The sequence below is a fragment of the Bradyrhizobium sp. USDA 4354 genome (genome assembly GCF_054060315.1).
Genome location: NZ_JBSSDC010000001.1, coordinates 3,692,304 through 3,715,759, shown reverse-complemented (window position 1 = coordinate 3,715,759; position 23,456 = coordinate 3,692,304). Strand labels below are relative to the sequence as shown.

General features: G+C 65.1%; 1 protein-coding gene. It reads right to left on the bottom strand.

Annotated elements, in window-relative coordinates; all coding sequences use genetic code 11:
* Positions 1 to 91: 91 nt before the first annotated feature.
* Complete coding sequence (locus ACVIIV_RS16960) at positions 92 to 22,828, bottom strand: non-ribosomal peptide synthase/polyketide synthase (protein WP_456748752.1); 22,737 nt, start codon at positions 22,826 to 22,828, stop codon at positions 92 to 94.
* Positions 22,829 to 23,456: the final 628 nt, after the last annotated feature.

Below are 23,456 nucleotides of genomic sequence, written 5' to 3'. Positions count from 1 at the left end.
CACGAACGACCGGCTCCTTGGTGTTCAAACCAGTGGGCCTGCTCCACATCCCAGATCATGTCCGCCGCTCCCAATCGATGCCCGAACAAGGTTAGCTCGGCGGCACCTGCGATTGCCGCCGACGGTCTGGTGAATTGGTCAAGGCCATCGAAAGGCATCGAGCCAGAACTCGGCGGTTGTCTGGGATGTTCATCATCGTCGTGTGGTCACCCGGAACGGACACGGCGTGAATGGCCTCGGGACGCAAAACCCTGTCCCACCCCCGCAACGGCGAACTTGCCTCCTGACCTATTGAACCTCGTGCACGACGGCTGCGGACAGGCCCGTTGACATAAAACTGGTTGATCTCGATTCCAAGAGATGGAACTTCATACAAGTCCAGTGCCCTTTGGAACCGCGCGGCCTTTTCATACGTCAGAAGAAGGCTTTCTAGATCACGATCCAGGGGTATCGCCCCAATTTGCTGTGCCTTTTTAATCAGCTGGCCAATCGAGCTGTTTGCAGCAAATCGTTCTAAGAATCGGAAGCTCTCATCTTCCAAGAATTCCATAGAATCCAGTAGCACTTCCCGTGCCATTTGGGTCAGCGATAAGCTTCGTCGATTTGCAGGTAACGCAGCATCCATGAAGGCCATGAATGACACAGCTTCATTCAGATTCAGTAACTGCTGCGCAATTGCGTAAGCCAAGATTGCCCCTGATGAATATCCAGCAAAGCGATACGGTCCATGTGGCTGGATCTCTCTAACTGCTAGCATTACTTCCGCCGCTATTGCCTCAAGTGTTGGTGGACGTACGTCGTCGAAATGCGGCCATGGCAAAGCATAGACCGGACAGTCGACGTCCATTTCCTTCACGAGGGGGAGGACATAGGAACAATCGCCCAATCCCGTGGGAACAAAGAAGAGCGGTGGCTGTGATCCCGTTTTCAGAACGGAAATCACTTGCGGACTGCTGGGCTGTCGCTTCAAATGAATCTTCGATGCAAGCTCCCTCAGAACAGGGGCTTGGAAGAGGTCGGCAGCGCTAAACGTCAGCCCAGCTTTTTGTGCTCGACTGAGCAGCCGCACTGCCACCAGCGAGTGCCCGCCGAGCGCAAAAAAGTGGTCGTGGCGTCCGACCCGCGCCAGCCCCAGAAGCTCGGCCCAGATCTGTGCCAGCGTGGTCTCGATCTCGCCTTGCGGCGCCTCATAGGCGCGATGCGCATACGCCTCATCGTCCGGCGCAGCCAGCGCCTTGCGATCGAGCTTGCCATTCACCGTCAGCGGCAGCGCCGCCAGCCGCACGAATGCCGATGGCACCATGTAGTCCGGCAGGTGCGCACTTATGTGTCCGCGCAAGGCGCCGGCAAGCTCGCTTCCATCCAGCCCGTTCGAAGCTGCTTCAGGCGCACACACCACATAGGCGACAAGACGCTGCTCGCCGCCGGGGCCCTCGTGCGCCACCACCACCGCATCGCGCACCCAGGCATGCTCGATGAGCCGCGTCGCAATCTCGCCCGGCTCGATCCGGAAGCCGCGGATCTTCACCTGGTCGTCGTTGCGGCCCAAAAACTCCAGATTGCCGTCCGGCAGATAGCGCGCCAGATCGCCAGTGCGGTACAGCCGGTCGCCGTCCACAAAGGGACTGGTGATGAACCGCTCCGCGGTCAGCTCGGGCCGGTTCAGATAGCCGCGCGCCACCCCCGCCCCGCCAATGTAGAGCTCCCCGACCGCGCCAAACGGAACCGGCGCACGGTAACCGTCAAGCAGATAGATCCGCGTGTTCGCAATCGGACGGCCGATCGGGACAATGGCGCCATCAAACTCATCCGGACAACTCCACGCTGTCACGTCGATCGCAGCTTCGGTCGGACCGTACAGATTGTGCAGGCCCGTCCAAGGCAAGAGGCGCCGAACCTTATGCACACTGGCGGCAGGAAGCGCCTCGCCGCTGCATAAAACACGCCGCAGCGACGTGCAGCGGTCAACACTCTTCGCATCCATAAAACTGACCAGCATGGATGGCACGAAGTGAACCGTCGTGATGCGCTCGCCGATGATCAAGTCAACCAATGCATCGGGATCTCTGTGCGCATCCGGAGGCGCCAGCACCAGGGTCGCCCCTTCAAGCAAGGTCCAGAAGAACTCCCAGACCGAGACATCGAAGCCAAATGGCGTCTTCTGCAACACGACATCAGTTGCCTTGAGACCATAGGCGTTTTGCATCCAAATCAAGCGATTGACGATAGCCCGATGCTCATTCTGTGCCCCCTTGGGGGTGCCGGTTGAGCCGGAGGTGTAGATCACATAGGCGAGATGGCGTGAGGTCAGGCCGAGCGCACGCGGGTCCGGATCCGACGCCGGCAGATTGGCCCATTCCGGCGTCGCCGCCGCCAGGTCCACGACCGTCAGATCGCGTAGCGCATCGTCGCCCAGCGCCGATCGTCCCGCCGCATCGGCCAGCAACAGGTGGGGCGCCGCATCCTTCAGCACCTGGTGCAGCCGCACCGACGGATAGGCCGGATCCAGCGGCAGATAGGCGCCCCCCGCCTTGAGGATCGCCAAAAGCCCCACCACCATCGCCACGCTGCGCGCAAAGCAGATCGCCACCGGCTGATCCGGCGTCACCCCGAGCCCGATCAGATGATGCGCCAGCTGGTTGGCCCGCGCATTGAGCTCGCCATAGCTGACGCGCTCCTCCGCGCAGACCACCGCCACCGCATCCGGCGCCTGGCGCACCCGCGCCTCAAACAGCTCATGGATGCACTGCTGCTCAGGATACGTCACCGCCGTCCGGTTCAGCTCCTCCAGCAGATAGGCGCGCTCGTCGGCCGCCAGCAGCTCAATCCGTCCGACCGCTTGCTGCGCATCGGCAACCATCGCCTGCAGCAGCGCCAGCAGATAGCCTCGTTGCCGCTCGATGGTCGCCTGATCGAACAGCGCCGTGGCATAGCCCAGCGTCCCGGCGATGACCTCACCATGCTCGCAAAGGTTCAGCTCCAGATCGAACTTGACCTGATCGAAGCCGTCTGCCGCCGCCTCCACACGCAGCCCAGGAAGGTCGAACGGCCCAGCGGCGTTGTTCTGCCAGGCCAGCATCACCTGGAACAACGGCGTGTGATCAAGACGCCGTGGCGGCTGCACGATCTCCACCACCTGCTCAAACGGCAGGTCCTGATGCTCCTGCGCTCCCAACGCCGTGCGCCGCGTCCGCGCCAACAGCTCCGCCACGCTCGGCTCGCCCGACAGGTCAAGCCGCAGCGGCAGGGTGTTGATGAAGCAGCCGATCAGCTCTTCGACCTCGCGGCGACCGCGATTGGCGCTCGGCACGCCGATCACTAGGTCGTCCTGCCCTGACAGACGCGACAGCAGCGCCGCCCAGGCCGCCAGCACCGTCATGAACAAGGTCGTGTCATGCTGCCGGCTCAGCCGCTTCAGATCCCGCGTCAGATCCGCATCGATCACGACCGTCACACTGGCCCCGGCAAACGATTGCTCTGCCGGCCGCGACCGGTCCGTCGGCAAGGCCAGACGGGCCGGCGCGCCAGATAGATTGTTGCGCCAATACTGCGCCTGGCTCTGCAGCCGCTCGCCCGACAGCCACTGCCGTTGCCAGGCGGCATAGTCCGGATACTGGATCGCAAGCGGCGGCAGCGGATCGTCTTGCCCAGCTACGAACGCCCGGTACAGCTGACTGAGTTCGCGCACCAACACGCCCAGCGACCAGCCATCCGAGACAATGTGGTGCTGCGTCAGCAGCAAGACGTGCTCCTCATCCGAGATCCGGATCAGCCGGCCGCGGATCAGCGGGCCACGCGCCAGATCGAACGGCGTGCGCGCCTCTTCCTTGCACAGACCCAATAGCGCCTCGTCCGCATCCGGCCTGTCCCGCAGATCGTGCTCCACAACCGGCAGCCCCGCATCCTCCGGCAGCAGCTCCACCCAGGGCTTGCCCTCCGGCGCGACAAACACGCTGCGCAGCGCCTCATGGCGCGCCAACACACGGTCCAGGCTACGCTGCCAGGCGCTGCGGTCGAGCCCACCCTTGAGCCGCCACCCGAGCGGAATGTGATAGTTCGTGCTGCTCTGATCCAGCTGCGCCAAAAACCACAGCCGCTGCTGCGCAAACGACAGCACAAGCGGCGCTTCACGCGACACCGGCACAATGGCTGGCAGGTCTTGCGCGCCGGAGCGGCTCAACTCATCCATGATACTCGCGGCCAGATCGGCCAGCACCGGTTTGGCAAACAGCGTGGTCAGCGGCAGTGTGAAGCCAATGGCCAGCGAGACCCGGCTCAACAGCTGCACCGCCAACAGCGAGTGCCCGCCGAGCGCAAAAAAGTGGTCGTGGCGTCCGACCCGCGCCAGCCCCAGAAGCTCGGCCCAGATCTGTGCCAGCGTGGTCTCGATCTCGCCTTGCGGCGGCTCATAGGCGCGATGCGCATACGCCTCATCGTCCGGCGCAGCCAGCGCCTTGCGATCGAGCTTGCCGTTCGCCGTCAGCGGCAGCGCCGCCAGCCGCACGAATGCCGATGGCAACATGTAGTCCGGCAGGTGCGCACTTATGTGTCCGCGCAAGGCGCCGGCAAGCTCGCTTCCATCCAGCCCGTTCGAAGCTGCTTCAGGCGCACACACCACATAGGCCACCAGCCGCTTCTCGCCGGCGCCATCCTGCTGCGCCACCACCACCGCATCGCGCACCCAGGCATGCTCGATGAGCCGCGTCGCAATCTCGCCCGGCTCGATCCGGAAGCCGCGGATCTTCACCTGGTCGTCGTTGCGGCCCAAAAACTCCAGATTGCCGTCCGGCAGATAGCGCGCCAGATCGCCAGTGCGGTACAGCCGGTCGCCGTCCACAAAGGGACTGGTGATGAACCGCTCCGCGGTCAGCTCGGGCCGGTTCAGATAGCCGCGCGCCACCCCCGCCCCGCCGACGTAGAGCTCCCCGACCGCCCCGAACGGCACCAGCCCGCCATGATCATCCAGCAGGTACACCCGCGTGTTCGCAATCGGACGGCCAATCGTCTCGACGACAGCCTCTCCCCGTCGCATGCAAATCCAGGTCGAGTACGTCGTGGTTTCCGAAGGCGCGTACAGATTGCAGATCTTCTCGACCCGGCTACTCTCGAAGGCCTTCTCTATGAGGCCTGCCTTCAGCCGCTCGCCCGCCAAATTGATGACCCTTGTCGAGGGCGGCACGGCTTTCTTGTCGACCAGAGAGGCGATCGCCGAGGGCACTGTGTTGATCAAAGAGATATCCAAAGATGTCTCGGTCAGCGCCAGCGCATTCTCGACAAGGTAAAGCGTGCTTCCTTGCGAAAGCGGAACGAAGCACTCATAGACGGACAGATCGAAACTGATCGAGGTGGAAAACAGCATGCGGCTGGTGTCCTCCGCAAACACGCCGCTGCTCCAATGCAGCAGGTTCACGGTGCTCGCATGCTCGATCATGACGCCCTTGGGGGTGCCGGTTGAGCCGGAGGTGTAGATCACATAGGCGAGATGGCGTGAGGTCAGGCCGAGCGCACGCGGGTCCGGATCCGACGCCGGCAGATTGGCCCATTCCGGCGTCGCCGCCGCCAGGTCCACGACCGTCAGATCGCGTAGCGCATCGTCGCCCAGCGCCGATCGTCCCGCCGCATCGGCCAGCAACAGGTGGGGCGCCGCATCCTTCAGCACCTGGTGCAGCCGCGCCGACGGATAGGCCGGATCCAGCGGCAGATAGGCGCCCCCCGCCTTGAGGATCGCTAGCAGCCCGACCACCATCGCCACGCTGCGCGCAACGCAGATCGCCACCGGCTGATCCGGCGTCACCCCGAGCCCGATCAGATGATGCGCCAGCTGGTTGGCCCGCGCATTGAGCTCGCCATAACTTACGCGCTCCTCCGCGCAGACCACCGCCACCGCATCCGGCGCACGGCGCACCTGGGCCTCGAACAGCTCATGGATGCACTGCTGCTCAGGATACGTCACCGCCGTCCGGTTCAGCTCCTCCAACAGATACGCCCGCTCGTCAGGTGGCAGGATGTCCAGCTCCCGCACCGGCGTGGTCGGCGCCCGCTCCAGCGCCTCCGCCAGCTGCGCGAGCGTGTGCTGCATGTAGCCGCAGACCCGATCCGCTGAGACGCCCTCCGCCACCTGCGCCGTCAGCCCGAGCGCCTCGCCAAAATCCTCCACCGACAAGGTCAGCGGATAGTTGGTGCGCTCCTCCCCGCCCAGCCATTCCATGCCGGACAGCACATCATCGGCTGCGGAGGCGGAGACCGCCGCCGGCGTGTTGTGGCGGTAGTTCAGCAGCGCGCTGAACAGTGGCGCCGGCGCCGCAACGCCGCTGCAGCGCTGTGCCAACGCCAGCGAGGCATGCTCATGTACGAGCAGCTCGGCCAGCCGCGCGTGGGTGGTCCGCACGCTCGCCTCGACGGCGGTCCCGTCCAGGTCAAGCCGCAGCGGCAGGGTGTTGATGAACAGCCCCATGGCGCGGTCGGCGCCGGCGCTGCCCTGCAGGCGGCCCAACAGCACCGTGCCAAACACCACCTGCTCGCGGCCGCTGCTGCGCGCCACCACCTGGCCCCAGGCCAGGTGGCACAGGCTCGCCAGGCTCACGCCCAGCCGCCGCGCCTGCACCCGCAGCCGCGCGTTGAGCGCCTGCGGCAGCATCCGCTGCGCCTCACGGGTCCCGCCGCCGTCGCCCTGGACCTCGCACAAGCCGAAGGGCGTGGTCGGCTCGTCGATGTCGGCCAGCAGCTCCCGGAAGAACGCTTCATCGGCCTTGGCATCACCGCGTAGATGGGCCTGCGCCACCAGATTGCGGAACGGCTGCGGCGCCGTCAGCTCATGCTCGCGCTCCTCCAGCGCGGCCCGGACCTCGGCATGCATCAGCTCCAGCGTGGTGTGATCCCCGATCAGATGATGCTGCAGCTCCAGCAGCAGCCAGCGCGCACTGCCGGGCTCGCGCGCAATCACAAACCGCAACAAGGGCGCCCGGCCAAGCTCCATGCGCTGCCGGCGCGGATCAAACCGATCCTTCAGCTGCGCGTGGCCCGGACCAGCAGCGCCATCCAGCTCGAGCTCGCTCACCTCCAGCAGCGCGTTCCGCCACACCACCTGGGCCGGGCGCGACAGCCCTTCCCAGACAAAGGAGGTACGCAGGATGTCATGCCGATCCACCACCCGCTGAACCGCGGCAAGATAGCGCTCGAGCAGGTCACGATCGGCAAACGCCATCTGCGAGACCAGCAGGTACGGATCGCCCTTTGTCGCCAACAGATGATGGAACAGGATGCCGTCCTGCAGCGGCGACAAGCCATAAATGTCCTGGATGTTGCCGACGCCGCCGGGCACTGTGGCGACGATCCGGTCGATCGCGTCCTGCGTCAGCTCAATCAGCGGCAGCATCTCTGGCGTGATCGCCGGACTCTGTTCGCTGATCAGGTTGGCCGGGACCGCCATCTCGTGATGGCTACTGAGGCTTGCGGCCAGATCCGCCAGCACGGGCTTTGCAAACAAGGTCCGCACCTCGAGCCCCAGCGACCGCCGCCGCAGCCGCTCGATCATCTGCACCGCCAAGAGCGAGTGCCCTCCCAGTTCGAAGAAGTGGTCGTGGCGTCCGACCCGCTCCAGCTCCAGCAGCTCGGCCCAGATCTGCGCCAGCACCGTCTCCATCTCGCCCTGTGGCGGCGCGTAGGCGCGATGCGCATAGGCCTCATCGTCCGGCGCCGGCAGCGCCTTGCGATCGAGCTTGCCATTCAGCGTCAGCGGCAGCGCCGACAGCCGCACGAACGCCGATGGCACCATGTAGTCCGGCAGGTGCGCACTTATGTGTCCGCGCAAGGCGCCGGCAAGCTCGCTTCCATCCAGCCCGTTCGAAGCTGCTTCAGGCGCACACACCACATAGGCGACAAGACGCTGCTCGCCGCCGGGGCCCTCGTGCGCCACCACCACCGCCTCGCGCACGAACGGGTGCTCGGCAACCCGCGCCGCGATCTCACCGGGCTCGATTCGGAAGCCGCGGATCTTCACCTGGTCGTCGTTGCGGCCCAAAAACTCAAGATTGCCGTCCGGCAGATACCGGGCCAGATCGCCAGTGCGGTACAGCCGGTCGCCCTCGACAAAAGGACTGGCGATGAACCGCTCCGCGGTCAGCTCGGGCCGGTTCAGATAACCGCGCGCCACCCCCGCCCCGCCGACGTAGAGTTCGCCCACCGCACCGAACGGCACCAGCCCGCCATGACCATCCATCAGATACACCCGCGTGTTGGCAATAGGACGACCAATCGGGACGATGGCCTTATCAAACTCAGCCGGGCAGCTCCAGGATGTAACGTCGATCGCGGCCTCAGTAGGACCGTAGAGATTGTGCAGGGCCGTCCAGGGCAACACCCGCCGAACCCTATGCACACTGGCGGCAGGGAGCGCCTCGCCGCTGCATAAAACCCGCCGCAGCGATCTGCAGCGGTCAAGACTCTTCGTATCCAGAAAGCTGACCAGCATGGATGGCACGAAGTGAATCGTCGTGATGCGGTGGCTGACGATCAAGTCGACCAGTGCATCGGGATCTCTGTGCGCACCGGGGGGCGCCAGTACCAGCGTCGCCCCTTCAAGCAAAGTCCAAAAGAACTCCCAGGCCGAAACATCGAAGCTAAATGGCGTCTTCTGCAACACGACGTCTGTTGCCTTCAGACCATAGGCGTTCTGCATCCAGATGAGGCGATTAACGATAGCCCGATGCTCATTCTGTGCCCCTTTGGGCGTTCCCGTGGATCCCGAGGTGTAGATTACATAGGCGAGATTGCGGGAGGTCAGGCTGGGCACGCGCGGGTCAGGATCCGCTTCCGGGAGGCTGGTCCAGGCCGGCGCTGCAGCATCGAGCTCCACCACGCTCACATTGGCCGGCACATCCGCGCCAAAGGCGGCACTGCCGGCCACATCGGCCAGCAGCAGCGGCGGCGCCGCATCGTCGAGCACCTGATGCAGCCGCGCCGACGGATAGGCCGGGTCCAGCGGCATGTACGCCCCGCCGGCCTTCAGGATCGCCAAAAGCCCCACCACCATCATCGGACTGCGCTCGACGCAGATCGCAACCGGCTGGTCCGGCCTGACCCCGAGGGCGATCAGGTAATGTGCCAGGCGGTTGGCCCGCGCATTGAGCTCACCATAGCTCAGCCGCTCATCTTCGCAGATCACCGCCACCGCATCCGGCACCTTGTGCACCTGCGCCTCGAACAGCTCGTGGATGCACCGCTCCGCAGGATATGGAGCCGCCGTCCGGTTCAGCTCCTCCAGCAGATAGGTGCGCTCGGCAGTCGACAGCAGCTCAATCCGGTGGACCCCTTGCTGAGCATCGGCAGCCATCGCCCGCAGCAGCGCCAGGAGATAACCACGCTGCCGCTCGATCGTCGCCTGATCAAACAGCGCCGTGGCATAACCCAGCGTTCCGGCGATCTCCTCGCCATCCTCGCCAAGGCTCAGCTCCAGATCGAACTTGACCTGATCGAACGCCTCCCCGGCAGCTTCGACGCTCAGCCCCGGAAGGTCCAATGACGTAACCGCATTGTTCTCCCAGGCCAGCATCACCTGGAATAATGGCGTGTGATCAAGAGCCCGGGGCGGCTGCACGATCTCCACCACCTGCTCGAACGGCAGGTCCTGATGCTCCTGCGCAGCCAGCACCGTGCGCCGCGTCCGGTCCAGAAGCTCCGACACGCGCGGGTTACCCGACAGGTCCAGCCGAAGCGCCAGGGTGTTGACGAAGAACCCGATCAGCTCTTCGATCTCGCGGTGCCCCCGATTGGCGCTCGGCACGCCAATCACAAGATCGTCCTGCCCCGACAGACGCGACAGCACCGCCGCCCAGGCCGCCAGTACCGTCATGAACAACGTCGTGCCATGCTGCAGGCTCAGCCGCTTCAGCTCCCGCGTCAAATCCGCATTGACGATGATCGGGACGGTGGCCGCGGCAAACGACTGCTGGGCAGGCCGCGCACGGTCCGTCGGCAAGACAAGACGGGTTGTGCCTGCCAGGGCGCTGCGCCAATACTGCGCCTGCTTCTTCAGCCGTTCCCCCGACAGCCATTGGCGTTGCCAGGCGGCGTAATCCGGATACTGGATCGCAAGCGGCGGCAGCGGATCGTCGTGCCCAGCCTCGAATGCCCGGTAGAGCTGGCTAAGTTCACGCAGCAGCACGCCCATCGACCAGCCGTCCGAGACGATGTGATGCTGAGTCAGCAGGAAGACGTGTTCCTCGTCCGACATCCGCACCAATCGTCCGCGGATCAGCGGACCGCGCGCAAGATCGAATGGCGTGCGCCCTTCTTCATGGCACAGATCCAAAAGTGCCGCTTCCGCATCCGATCTCTCCCGCAGATCGTGCTCAACTATCGGCAGTCCCGCATCCGGCGGCAGAACCTCAACCCGGGGCTTGCCCTGCCTCGCGACAAACACACTGCGCAGCGCTTCATGGCGCGCAAACAGACGGTCAAGGCTGCGCTGCCAGGCGGTGTGGTCGAGCATCCCGCGCAGTCGCAAGGCTAGCGGAATATGATAGTTCGTGCTGCCTTCGTTGAGCTGCGCCAAAAACCATAGCCGCTGCTGCGCAAACGACAGCACAAGCGGCTCATGACGCGACACGGCTGCAATCGACGGCAGCTCTTGCGGACCGGAGCAGCGCAACAGCTCGACGATGATTGCCGCCAAGTCACTCAGCACTGGCCTTGCGAACAGCGTCGACAGCGGCAGGTCGATCCCAACCGCCTGTGGCAGCCGGCTCGACATCTGCACGGACAAGAGCGAGTGGCCGCCCAGTTCGAAGAAGTGGTCGCTGCGACCGATGCGTTCGACACCAAGGAGCTCGGCCCAGATCTGCGCCAGCGCGGTCTCGATCGCGCCTTGCGGCGCCTCATAGGCCGACAGCGCATAGGCCTGATCGGCCGGCGCCGGCAGCGCCTTGCGATCGAGCTTGCCGTTCACCGTCAGCGGAAGCGCTGCCAGCTGCACAAACGCGCTCGGCACCATGTAGTCCGGCAGGTGCGCACTTAAGTGCGCCCGCAAGGCGCCCGCAAGCCCGCCTCCATCACCCTCGTCCGAGCCGGCCTCGGGCGCGCAGACCACATAGGCGATAAGGTGCTTGTCGCCGGCGCCGTTCTGGCCCGCCACCACCACCGCCTCGCGCACCCAGGCGTGCTCGCAAAGCCGCGCGACTATCTCGCCCGGCTCGATGCGATAGCCGCGGATCTTCACCTGGTCGTCGTTGCGGCCCAAAAACTCAAGATTGCCGTCCGGCAGGTACCGCGCAACATCCCCGGTCCGGTACAGCCGGTCGCCCTCGACAAACGGGCTGGCGATGAACCGCTCCGCGGTCAGCTCAGGGCGGTTCAGGTAGCCGCGCGCCACCCCCGCCCCGCCAATGTAAAGCTCGCCCACCGCGCCGAACGGCACGGGCGCGCCACGGCCATCCAGCAGATACACCCGCGTGTTCGCAATCGGACGGCCGATCGTCTCAACGACAGCCTCTCCCCTTCGCAGGCAGATCCAGGTTGAGTACGTGGTGGTTTCAGAAGGCGCGTACAGGTTATAAATCTTCTCTACGCGACTACTCTCGAAGGCCTTCTCTATAAGGCCCGCCTTTAACCGCTCGCCGCACGAATTGATCACGCTTGCGGAAACCGGCACGGCTTTCTTGTCGACCAGAGCGGCGATCGCCGAGGGCACTGTGTTGATCAAAGAGATATCCAAAGATCTCTCGGCCAGCGCCAGCGCATTTTCGACAAGGTAAAGCGTGCTTCCTTGCGAAAGCGGAACGAAGCACTCATAGACGGACAGATCAAAACTGATCGAGGTGGAAAACAGCGTGCGGCTGATCTCTGATGCCGCAAACACGTCGCTGCTCCAATGCAGCAGGTTCACCGTGCTCGCATGCTCAATCATGACGCCCTTGGGGGTGCCGGTGGAGCCGGAGGTGTAGATCACATAGGCGAGATGGCGTGAGGTCAGGCCGAGCGCACGCGGGTCCGGATCCGACGCCGGCAGATTGGCCCATTCCGGCGTCGCCGCCGCCAGGTCCACGACCGTCAGATCGCGTAGCGCATCGTCGCCCAGCGCCGATCGTCCCGCCGCATCGGCCAGCAACAGGTGGGGCGCCGCATCCTTCAGCACCTGGTGCAGCCGCACCGACGGATAGGCCGGATCCAGCGGCAGATAGGCGCCCCCCGCCTTGAGGATCGCCAAAAGCCCCACCACCATCGCCACGCTGCGCGCAACGCAGATCGCCACCGGCTGGTCCGGCGTCACCCCGAGCCCGATCAGATGATGCGCCAGCTGGTTGGCCCGCGCATTGAGCTCGCCATAGCTGACGCGCTCCTCCGCGCAGACCACCGCCACCGCATCCGGCGCCTGGCGCACCCGCGCCTCAAACAGCTCATGGATGCACTGCTGCTCAGGATACGTCACCGCCGTCCGGTTCAGCTCCTCCAGCAGATAGGCGCGCTCGTCGGCCGCCAGCAGCTCAATCCGTCCGACCGCTTGCTGCGCATCGGCAACCATCGCCTGCAGCAGCGCCAGCAGATAGCCTCGTTGCCGCTCGATGGTCGCCTGATCGAACAGCGCCGTGGCATAGCCCAGCGTCCCGGCGATGACCTCACCATGCTCGCAAAGGTTCAGCTCCAGATCGAACTTGACCTGATCGAAGCCGTCTGCCGCCGCCTCCACACGCAGCCCAGGAAGGTCGAACGGCCCAGCGGCGTTGTTCTGCCAGGCCAGCATCACCTGGAACAACGGCGTGTGATCAAGACGCCGTGGCGGCTGCACGATCTCCACCACCTGCTCAAACGGCAGGTCCTGATGCTCCTGCGCTCCCAACGCCGTGCGCCGCGTCCGCGCCAACAGCTCCGCCACGCTCGGCTCGCCCGACAGGTCAAGCCGCAGCGGCAGGGTGTTGATGAAGCAGCCGATCAGCTCTTCGACCTCGCGGCGACCGCGATTGGCGCTCGGCACGCCGATCACTAGGTCGTCCTGCCCTGACAGACGCGACAGCAGCGCCGCCCAGGCCGCCAGCACCGTCATGAACAAGGTCGTGTCATGCTGCCGGCTCAGCCGCTTCAGATCCCGCGTCAGATCCGCATCGATCACGACCGTCACACTGGCCCCGGCAAACGATTGCTCTGCCGGCCGCGACCGGTCCGTCGGCAAGGCCAGACGGGCCGGCGCGCCAGATAGATTGTTGCGCCAATACTGCGCCTGGCTCTGCAGCCGCTCGCCCGACAGCCACTGCCGTTGCCAGGCGGCATAGTCCGGATACTGGATCGCAAGCGGCGGCAGCGGATCGTCTTGCCCAGCTACGAACGCCCGGTACAGCTGACTGAGTTCGCGCACCAACACGCCCAGCGACCAGCCATCCGAGACAATGTGGTGCTGCGTCAGCAGCAAGACGTGCTCCTCATCCGAGATCCGGATCAGCCGGCCGCGGATCAGCGGGCCACGCGCCAGATCGAACGGCGTGCGCGCCTCTTCCTTGCACAGACCCAATAGCGCCTCGTCCGCATCCGGCCTGTCCCGCAGATCGTGCTCCACAACCGGCAGCCCCGCATCCTCCGGCAGCAGCTCCACCCAGGGCTTGCCCTCCGGCGCGACAAACACGCTGCGCAGCGCCTCATGGCGCGCCAACACACGGTCCAGGCTACGCTGCCAGGCGCTGCGGTCGAGCCCACCCTTGAGCCGCCACCCGAGCGGAATGTGATAGTTCGTGCTGCTCTGATCCAGCTGCGCCAAAAACCACAGCCGCTGCTGCGCAAACGACAGCACAAGCGGCGCTTCACGCGACACCGGCACAATGGCTGGCAGGTCTTGCGCGCCGGAGCGGCTCAACTCATCCATGATACTCGCGGCCAGATCGGCCAGCACCGGTTTGGCAAACAGCGTGGTCAGCGGCAGTGTGAAGCCAATGGCCAGCGAGACCCGGCTCAACAGCTGCACCGCCAACAGCGAGTGCCCGCCGAGCGCAAAAAAGTGGTCGTGGCGTCCGACCCGCGCCAGCCCCAGAAGCTCGGCCCAGATCTGTGCCAGCGTGGTCTCGATCTCGCCTTGCGGCGCCTCATAGGCGCGATGCGCATACGCCTCATCGTCCGGCGCAGCCAGCGCCTTGCGATCGAGCTTGCCATTCACCGTCAGCGGCAGCGCCGCCAGCCGCACGAATGCCGATGGCACCATGTAGTCCGGCAGGTGCGCACTTATGTGTCCGCGCAAGGCGCCGGCAAGCTCGCTTCCATCCAGCCCGTTCGAAGCTGCTTCAGGCGCACACACCACATAGGCGACAAGACGCTGCTCGCCGCCGGGGCCCTCGTGCGCCACCACCACCGCATCGCGCACCCAGGCATGCTCGATGAGCCGCGTCGCAATCTCGCCCGGCTCGATCCGGAAGCCGCGGATCTTCACCTGGTCGTCGTTGCGGCCCAAAAACTCCAGATTGCCGTCCGGCAGATAGCGCGCCAGATCGCCAGTGCGGTACAGCCGGTCGCCGTCCACAAAGGGACTGGTGATGAACCGCTCCGCGGTCAGCTCGGGCCGGTTCAGATAGCCGCGCGCCACCCCCGCCCCGCCAATGTAGAGCTCCCCGACCGCGCCAAACGGAACCGGCGCACGGTAACCGTCAAGCAGATAGATCCGCGTGTTCGCAATCGGACGGCCGATCGGGACAATGGCGCCATCAAACTCATCCGGACAACTCCACGCTGTCACGTCGATCGCAGCTTCGGTCGGACCGTACAGATTGTGCAGGCCCGTCCAAGGCAAGAGGCGCCGAACCTTATGCACACTGGCGGCAGGAAGCGCCTCGCCGCTGCATAAAACACGCCGCAGCGACGTGCAGCGGTCAACACTCTTCGCATCCATAAAACTGACCAGCATGGATGGCACGAAGTGAACCGTCGTGATGCGCTCGCCGATGATCAAGTCAACCAATGCATCGGGATCTCTGTGCGCATCCGGAGGCGCCAGCACCAGGGTCGCCCCTTCAAGCAAGGTCCAGAAGAACTCCCAGACCGAGACATCGAAGCCAAATGGCGTCTTCTGCAACACGACATCAGTTGCCTTGAGACCATAGGCGTTTTGCATCCAAATCAAGCGATTGACGATAGCCCGATGCTCATTCTGTGCCCCCTTGGGGGTGCCGGTTGAGCCGGAGGTGTAGATCACATAGGCGAGATGGCGTGAGGTCAGGCCGAGCGCACGCGGGTCCGGATCCGACGCCGGCAGATTGGCCCATTCCGGCGTCGCCGCCGCCAGGTCCACGACCGTCAGATCGCGTAGCGCATCGTCGCCCAGCGCCGATCGTCCCGCCGCATCGGCCAGCAACAGGTGGGGCGCCGCATCCTTCAGCACCTGGTGCAGCCGCACCGACGGATAGGCCGGATCCAGCGGCAGATAGGCGCCCCCCGCCTTGAGGATCGCCAAAAGCCCCACCACCATCGCCACGCTGCGCGCAAAGCAGATCGCCACCGGCTGATCCGGCGTCACCCCGAGCCCGATCAGATGATGCGCCAGCTGGTTGGCCCGCGCATTGAGCTCGCCATAGCTGACGCGCTCCTCCGCGCAGACCACCGCCACCGCATCCGGCGCCTGGCGCACCCGCGCCTCAAACAGCTCATGGATGCACTGCTGCTCAGGATACGTCACCGCCGTCCGGTTCAGCTCCTCCAACAGATACGCCCGCTCGTCAGGTGGCAGGATGTCCAGCTCCCGCACCGGCGTGGTCGGCGCCCGCTCCAGCGCCTCCGCCAGCTGCGCGAGCGTGTGCTGCATGTAGCCGCAGACCCGATCCGCTGAGACGCCCTCCGCCACCTGCGCCGTCAGCCCGAGCGCCTCGCCAAAATCCTCCACCGACAAGGTCAGCGGATAGTTGGTGCGCTCCTCCCCGCCCAGCCATTCCATGCCGGACAGCACATCATCGGCTGCGGAGGCGGAGACCGCCGCCGGCCTGTTGTGGCGGTAGTTCAGCAGCGCGCTGAACAGTGGCGCCGGCGCCGCAACGCCGCTGCAGCGTTGCGCCAGCGCCAGCGAGGCATGCTCATGTACGAGCAGCTCGGCCAGCCGCGCGTGGGTGGTCCGCACGCTCGCCTCGACGGCGGTCCCGTCCAGGTCAAGCCGCAGCGGCAGGGTGTTGATGAACAGACCCATCGCGCGGTCGCCACCCGCCCCGCCATGCATGCGGCCGAACAGCACCGTCCCGAACACCACCTGCTCGCGGTCGCTGCTGCGCGCCACCACCTGGCCCCAGGCCAGGTGGCACAGGCTCGCCAGGCTCACGCCCAGCCGCCGCGCCTGCACCCGCAGCCGCGCGTTGAGCGCCTGCGGCAGCATCCGCTGCGCCTCACGGGTCCCGCCGCCGTCGCCCTGGACCTCGCACAAGCCGAAGGGCGTGGTCGGCTCGTCGATGTCGGCCAGCAGCTCCCGGAAGAACGCTTCATCGGCCTTGGCATCACCGCGTAGATGGGCCTGCGCCACCAGATTGCGGAACGGCTGCGGCGCCGTCAGCTCATGCTCGCGCTCCTCCAGCGCGGCCCGGACCTCGGCATGCATCAGCTCCAGCGTGGTGTGATCCCCGATCAGATGATGCTGCAGCTCCAGCAGCAGCCAGCGCGCACTGCCGGGCTCGCGCGCAATCACAAACCGCAACAAGGGCGCCCGGCCAAGCTCCATGCGCTGCCGGCGCGGATCAAACCGATCCTTCAGCTGCGCGTGGCCCGGACCAGCAGCGCCATCCAGCTCGAGCTCGCTCACCTCCAGCAGCGCGTTCCGCCACACCACCTGGGCCGGGCGCGACAGCCCTTCCCAGACAAAGGAGGTACGCAGGATATCGTGCCGATCCACCACCCGCTGAACCGCGGCAAGATAGCGCTCGAGCAGGTCACGATCGGCAAACGCCATCTGCGAGACCAGCAGGTACGGATCGCCCTTTGTCGCCAACAGATGATGGAACAGGATGCCGTCCTGCAGCGGCGACAAGCCATAAATGTCCTGGATGTTGCCGACGCCGCCCGGCACCGTGGCGACGATCCGGTCGATCTCGCCCTGCGTCAGCTCAATCAGCGGCAGCATCTCTGGCGTGATCGCCGGACTCTGTTCGCTGATCAGGTTGGCCGGGACCGCCATCTCGTGATGGCTACTGAGGCTTGCGGCCAGATCCGCCAGCACGGGCTTTGCAAACAAGGTCCGCACCTCGAGCCCCAGCGACCGCCGCCGCAGCCGCTCGATCATCTGCACCGCCAAGAGCGAGTGCCCTCCCAGTTCGAAGAAGTGGTCGTGGCGTCCGACCCGCTCCAGCTCCAGCAGCTCGGCCCAGATCTGCGCCAGCACCGTCTCCATCTCGCCCTGTGGCGGCGCGTAGGCGCGATGCGCATAGGCCTCATCGTCCGGCGCCGGCAGCGCCTTGCGATCGAGCTTGCCATTCAGCGTCAGCGGCAGCGCCGCCAGCCGCACGAACGCCGATGGCACCATGTAGTCCGGCAGGTGCGCACTTATGTGTCCGCGCAAGGCGCCGGCAAGCTCGCTTCCATCCAGCCCGTTCGAAGCTGCTTCAGGCGCACACACCACATAGGCGACAAGACGCTGCTCGCCGCCGGGGCCCTCGTGCGCCACCACCACCGCCTCGCGCACGAACGGGTGCTCGGCAACCCGCGCCGCGATCTCACCGGGCTCGATGCGGAAGCCGCGGATCTTCACCTGATCGTCGTTGCGGCCCAGGAACTCAAGATTGCCGTCCGGCAGGTAGCGCGCCAGATCGCCAGTGCGGTACAGCCGGTCGCCCTCGACAAAGGGACTGGCCATGAACCGCTCCGCGGTCAGCTCGGGCCGGTTCAGATAGCCGCGCGCCACCCCCGCCCCGCCGACGTAGAGCTCCCCGACCGCCCCGAACGGAACCGGCGCACCGTGTCCGTCCAGAAGATAGACTACCGAATTTCGAATTGGTCGGCCCAGCGGCACTCGTTGCTGGTCATCGAAGCCAGCAGGCACCGGATAGCAGAGACTGAAGGTGGTGTTCTCTGTCGGGCCGTAGGCATTTGAGATCCGCAGCTTCGGATGTCGCTTCTGGCATGCTCTGACGGAAGTGACGGAGACCTCTTCGCCTCCGACCAGCAGTTGCTGCAGCCGATCAGTGCCGCGCCCCTCTCCGGTATAGGTATCGAACAACCGGGCAGTCATCCAGGCGATGGTGATGCCTTGATCTTGGATGATCTGGGCCAGCGTTGCCGTCGAGAGGTAGCGTTCAGGATAGAGCACAACACTCGCACCGTTTGCTAAGGCTCCCCAAAGCTCGAACGTGGTCGCGTCGAATGTCGGCGAGGATGCGTTGAGATAGACGTCCTGCGGCGAGATCTCGACAAAGTCGTTCCCCGCCACTAGACGCACCAGGCTCCGATGCTCGATCATGACGCCCTTGGGGGTGCCGGTGGAGCCGGAGGTGTAGATCACATAGGCGAGATGGCGTGAGGTCAGCCCGAGCGCACGCGGGTCCGGATCCGACGCCGGCAGATTGGCCCATTCCGGCGTCGCCGCCGCCAGGTCCACGACCGTCAGATCGAGTAGCGCATCGTCGCCCAGCGCCGATCGTCCCGCCGCATCGGCCAGCAACAGGTGGGGCGCCGCATCCTCCAGCACCTGGTGCAGCCGCGCCGACGGATAGGCCGGATCCAGCGGCAGATAGGCGCCACCCGCCTTGAGGATCGCTAGCAGCCCGACCACCATCGCCACGCTGCGCGCAACGCAGATCGGCACCGGCTGATCCGGCTTCACCCCGAGCCCGATCAGATGATGCGCCAGCTGGTTGGCCCGCGCATTGAGCTCGCCATAACTTACGCGCTCCTCCGCGCAGACCACCGCCACCGCATCCGGCGCACGGCGCACCTGGGCCTCGAACAGCTCATGGATGCACTGCTGCTCAGGATACGTCACCGCCGTCCGGTTCAGCTCCTCCAACAGATACGCCCGCTCGTCAGGTGGCAGGATGTCCAGCTCCCGCACCGGCGTGGTCGGCGCCCGCTCCAGCGCCTCCGCCAGCTGCGCGAGCGTGTGCTGCATGTAGCCGCAGACCCGATCCGCTGAGACGCCCTCCGCCACCTGCGCCGTCAGCCCGAGCGCCTCGCCAAAATCCTCCACCGACAAGGTCAGCGGATAGTTGGTGCGCTCCTCCCCGCCCAGCCATTCCATGCCGGACAGCACATCATCGGCTGCGGAGGCGGAGACCGCCGCCGGCGTGTTGTGGCGGTAGTTCAGCAGCGCGCTGAACAGTGGCGCCGGCGCCGCAACGCCGCTGCAGCGTTGCGCCAGCGCCAGCGAGGCATGCTCATGTACGAGCAGCTCGGCCAGCCGCGCGTGGGTGGTCCGCACGCTCGCCTCGACGGCGGTCCCGTCCAGGTCAAGCCGCAGCGGCAGGGTGTTGATGAACAGACCCATCGCGCGGTCGCCACCCGCCCCGCCATGCATGCGGCCGAACAGCACCGTCCCGAACACCACCTGCTCGCGGTCGCTGCTGCGCGCCACCACCTGGCCCCAGGCCAGGTGGCACAGGCTCGCCAGGCTCACGCCCAGCCGCCGCGCCTGCACCCGCAGCCGCGCGTTGAGCGCCTGCGGCAGCATCCGCTGCGCCTCACGGGTCCCGCTGCCGTCGCCCTGGACCTCGCACAAGCCAAAGGGCGTGCACGGCTCATCGATGTCCCCCAGCAGTCCCCGGAAGAACTCTTCATGCGCGTCTGCACCCACGCCAAGCCCTGCCGCCGCCACCAGGTCGCGGAACGGCTGCGGGGCTGCCAGCTCATGCTCGCGTCCCTCCAGCACGGCTCGGACCTCGGCATGCATCAGCTCCAGCGTGGTGTGGTCCCCGATCAGATGATGCTGCAGCTCCAGCAGCAGCCAGCGCGCACTGCCGGGCTCGCGCGCAATCACAAACCGCAACAAGGGCGCCCGGCCAAGCTCCATGCGCTGCCGGCGCGGATCAAACCGATCCTTCAGCTGCGCGTGGCCCGGACCAGCAGCGCCATCCAGCTCGAGCTCGCTCACCTCCAGCAGCGCGTTCCGCCACACCACCTGGGCCGGGCGCGACAGCCCTTCCCAGACAAAGGAGGTACGCAGGATATCGTGCCGATCCACCACCCGCTGAACCGCGGCAAGATAGCGCTCGAGCAGGTCACGATCGGCAAACGCCATCTGCGAGACCAGCAGGTACGGATCGCCCTTTGTCGCCAACAGATGATGGAACAGGATGCCGTCCTGCAGCGGCGACAAGCCATAAATGTCCTGGATGTTGCCGACGCCGCCGGGCACTGTGGCGACGATCCGGTCGATCGCGTCCTGCGTCAGCTCAATCAGCGGCAGCATCTCTGGCGTGATCGCCGGACTCTGTTCGCTGATCAGGTTGGCCGGGACCGCCATCTCGTGATGGCTACTGAGGCTTGCGGCCAGATCCGCCAGCACGGGCTTTGCAAACAAGGTCCGCACCTCGAGCCCCAGCGACCGCCGCCGCAGCCGCTCGATCATCTGCACCGCCAAGAGCGAGTGCCCTCCCAGTTCGAAGAAGTGGTCGTGGCGTCCGACCCGCTCCAGCTCCAGCAGCTCGGCCCAGATCTGCGCCAGCACCGTCTCCATCTCGCCCTGTGGCGGCGCGTAGGCGCGATGCGCATAGGCCTCATCGTCCGGCGCCGGCAGCGCCTTGCGATCGAGCTTGCCATTCAGCGTCAGCGGCAGCGCCGCCAGCCGCACGAACGCCGATGGCACCATGTAGTCCGGCAGGTGCGCACTTATGTGTCCGCGCAAGGCGCCGGCAAGCTCGCTTCCATCCAGCCCGTTCGAAGCTGCTTCAGGCGCACACACCACATAGGCGACAAGACGCTGCTCGCCGCCGGGGCCCTCGTGCGCCACCACCACCGCCTCGCGCACGAACGGGTGCTCGGCAACCCGCGCCGCGATCTCACCGGGCTCGATGCGGAAGCCGCGGATCTTCACCTGATCGTCGTTGCGGCCCAGGAACTCAAGATTGCCGTCCGGCAGGTAGCGCGCCAGATCGCCAGTGCGGTACAGCCGGTCGCCCTCGACAAAGGGACTGGCCATGAACCGCTCCGCGGTCAGCTCGGGCCGGTTCAGATAGCCGCGCGCCACCCCCGCCCCGCCGACGTAGAGCTCCCCGACCGCGCCAAACGGAACCGGCGCGCGGTGACCGTCAAGCAGATACACCCGCGTGTTCGCGATCGGACGGCCGATCGGGAGCCGGCGGACCGTCTGATCAATGGCGGTGATCTCGCAGACCGTCGCAAAGGTCGACGTCTCGGTTGAACCGTAGCAGTGCAAGAGATGTTGCGGTCGGCTTTGGCTCAAAACCCGTGCCACGGCCGCCGCATCAACCGCCCCACCGCCAACTAGTAGAAATCGCAAACTCGCCAGCACCGGGCCTAACTCATCAACGCTCCGGCTGAACAACCCGGCGGTCAAATGCAGGACGGTGATGCGGTGCCGCCGAACCAGAGTGCGCAGCACCTCCGGTTGCAGCACAGCTGTGCGTGGAATCACAATTAGGCTGGAACCGTGCAGCAGTGGCGCCCACACTTCCAGCGTACTGATGCTAAAGGCGGGATTGCCTACCCAGGCCACACGATCACGCGAGGTGAACTCCGCATAGCCGTTGTTGATGACGAGACGGTTGACAGCACGATGAGGAACAACCACCGCCTTCGGAAGGCCGGTCGACCCCGAGGTGTACATCACGTACGCCGGAGCCTCGGCGGTCAATGCCAGGCCAGGATCGGTACTACACCCTGTTCCAGCCATGATCGGCTCAATGGCCAGAATAGGAATCGGAATCTCAAGCCGGCCCTCATTCTCGTCACCTACAAGGACGAGGCGCACAGCACAGTCGGTCATAATCCAGCTTTGTCGCCCAACTGGAACGCCCCGATCAATCGGTACATAGACCCCGCCCGCCTTCAGAACTGCCAGTTGTGCGACAACAAGAGCAATGCATCGATCAAGCACTATCGCAACGCGGTCGCCCGGCTTCACCCCAAGCGCGATGAGATGATATGCGAGCCGGTTCGCCCGAGTATTGAGTTCGCCATATTTTAAGCGCGCGTCAGCATGGACCACGGCTACCGCATCCGGCGTCTTGCGCACCTGCGCCTCGAACAGCTCATGGATACACCGGTCCGAAGGATAAGGCGCCGCCGTCCGGTTCAGCTCCTCCAAGAGGTAGGTGCGCTCATCGGACGACAGCAGCCCGATGCACCCCACCGGCTGCTGCGCATCGGTCATCACAGCGAACAACAAGTTGTGCAAATGCTGCGTCATACAGTCGATCTGCTTGGGAGCGAAGCGACTACTGTCAAAGTGCCATCGGAAGCGTCCATCGAGAGCGCAAATCTCGAGCGTTAGCAACTCACCGGAGCGAGCTATCCCAGAACTGGAGCTCGAAGCCGACTCTTCAGCAGCAGAACAGCTCTCTCCGGTAACCGTAACGCCAACCGGCCAGGGCCGGCGCAATCGTAGCGCCTCCACACCGCGCAACGTCGGGCATCGCGCAATAAGATCCCGCGCAAAGGTATCCTGCTCGTTCAGCTGAGCGAGTTCGGCCGCGACCGCCGTGCGCGCCTCTGCGAAATCATTATCGAGGTCGATGGTAATTGTCATCGGCACGACAGACGCGACAAGCACCTCGAGCGCTTTCACGCCGGCTCGCGATCCATTTCCATTCGGCACGGGAGTCCATCCCAATTGAAGCTCTGATTCCCCGGTGATGCGGGCGAGATAGACCAACCAAGCAGTTAGTAAGAATTCCGCGCGATCACTGGGAGATAGCTCAGCCAACGCACTCGGCATGAGCCAAGCGCTCGACTGCCATGTCGCCGGAGCCTTGCCTTCTAACGACGAAAACGGAAGCTGAACTATCTTGAACTGCTCTAGTCGCTGGCGCCAGAACTCTTCACGAGATGCCAACAATTCATGGGCAACTGTTGTGCTCTGCGCCTCAGCTTCGCTTAAGATCGGTAGGCGGTTGCCTATATCCATGCCGAAATTCCTCGCGAGCGCCCGCGCATACACAGGCCGACCATCTGAGCCGCCGAACCAAACATCAACATCCTCCGTACCTGTCGCCACACGCCAATGGCCGGGGTGATTTCAAGGAGAGAGAGAGAGAGAGAGAGAGAGAGAGCCCGCCGATAAGCGCGAGCGGTTAGACGACACCCTCCAAGCACCTGATTGCGACAACAGCCTTCAGACATAGAACGATTGGAACGATACGACCTAAAGTCCAGGCGATCGTTGTCCCTGAGAGATCTGGCGCGGGTCGATCCCATCGCAGGCAACCCACCGCATCCGGACGTCGACGTTCGGGAAACTCGCGTTGGCGTATCTAGCGCCTGCGGACAGGCGCTGAGCTCCTCTCCCCTCGCCAAAACGGTCAGACGTTCGCGGAATCCCTTGACTCCAGCCTCGCAGCATTTGA